This window comes from Kitasatospora sp. NPDC007106 (genome assembly GCF_040634455.1).
Taxonomy (GTDB): domain Bacteria; phylum Actinomycetota; class Actinomycetes; order Streptomycetales; family Streptomycetaceae; genus Kitasatospora; species Kitasatospora arboriphila.
Genome location: NZ_JBEYFP010001248.1, coordinates 1 through 1370, shown reverse-complemented (window position 1 = coordinate 1370; position 1370 = coordinate 1). Strand labels below are relative to the sequence as shown.

Here is a 1370-nt window from a genome sequence, read left to right as displayed (position 1 = left end):
GGCCGCGCAGGCAGACGCCCGCGCAGCCGTGGGGCGGACCGTGGCGTCAGGACGTGGGCATGGCCAGGAGGAGGCCGCCTTCGAGGCGGTCCTGAATGTGTCGGCCGTGCGCGGCGCAGACGACGACGGTGCCGCCCTGCGTGTCCATCGCCAGGAAGGTCGCCGGTTCACCGCACGGGCTCCGGGTGCGGTCGTAGCCCCATCCCGCGCCGCACTCCTCGCACCACGAGCGACCGTTCTCGGTTCTCAGGGTCGGTCCGCAGCGCGGACATACTCCCCACCACGCCGTGCACGACCCGGGCCACTGGGCGGCCCGGACCCGGGCGAGCTTCTCCGCCGCCTCCCCGATCCGCCGTGCCGCCCGGGTGAGCGTCTCGCCCACATCGCCCGGCAGCGCTCCTCGCACGGCCCGCGGCAGGCCGGTCTGCTGCTTCAGTCGCTCCCGCACGGCGGCGACGTCCCGCGCCAATGCGTCGGCGCGGGCCTGAAGATCCCGCAACTCCGCAGGCGTCGGCTCACCATCGCCTGCGGCGGATTCGGCATCCGCAAACAAATCACTCACCCCCGACAACGCCGCCGTACACCAGCAGATCCCCGGCCCGATGCCCCACCTCCGGCGGTCACCGGCCGGGAACGCATCGTGATCAAACCATGACACCCGCGCCTCGACAAGAGACGAAGGTCACGCAGCCGAGCCAAACGATCACCGCCGGCAACGCGATCATGTCGTCCACGGCCGCGCACCCCGCCCCTGGCTCGCCGTCCGAGCCTACCGGCGCCCGCCTTGTGGACGCCGAACGATCGTCGGCGGCACCACCTGCCGAAACAGCTCACGAAAGAAACGGTGTCCAGGCTGCCCGACCCTGTTGTCCACATCGCCGTTCCGGTCCAGCACTGCACTGTCCATGCCGTCGGTCGGCGGATCGCCTCCGCAGCCTGCCGGGGCCGCGAGGCCCCCCGGCAGGCGTCTTCCGGCTACGGCACGGCTTCGCAGAGGGCGGTGTCCAGCAGGGTGTACATCTGGGCGATGGGCGCATTGGTCGCAAGGTGGGCGTTGGTCACCACAGAGGCGTGGCGGCCGTCCGTGGTGACCAGGGTCTCGCTGCAGTAGCCGTTCACGATGCCGTCGTGGCCCCAGGCCGTGCCGCCGCACGGCAGGGTGCGGGCAGCGGCTCCGAGACCGTAGGAGAGACCACCGCCGACGCCTCGCCGCCGCCGGCCCCCAGGGCCGGTGCCCGCCGCCCGCAGGTGCCGAGGCGACGCTGACGCCGACGGCGCACTCCCGGGCAACACCAGCTGGCGGCGCCTGCCTACCGTCGTCGCCACCGGCTCTACCCACACTAAGGGCACGAAAAACCACTCTTCGGAGT

The 1370-nt window shown here is 72.2% G+C and carries 2 protein-coding genes; both read right to left on the bottom strand.

Annotated elements, in window-relative coordinates; translation table 11 throughout:
* Positions 1–46 precede the first annotated feature (46 nt).
* Positions 47–562: a hypothetical protein gene (locus ABZ641_RS37550; protein WP_344628277.1), complete on the bottom strand. Its 516-nt coding sequence runs from the start codon at positions 560–562 to the stop codon at positions 47–49.
* 413 nt (positions 563–975) lie between these two features.
* Positions 976–1119, bottom strand: a complete 144-nt coding sequence (locus tag ABZ641_RS37545; RefSeq protein ID WP_359989079.1) for a hypothetical protein — start codon at positions 1117–1119, stop codon at positions 976–978.
* Between the last annotated feature and the right edge of the window lie 251 nt (positions 1120–1370).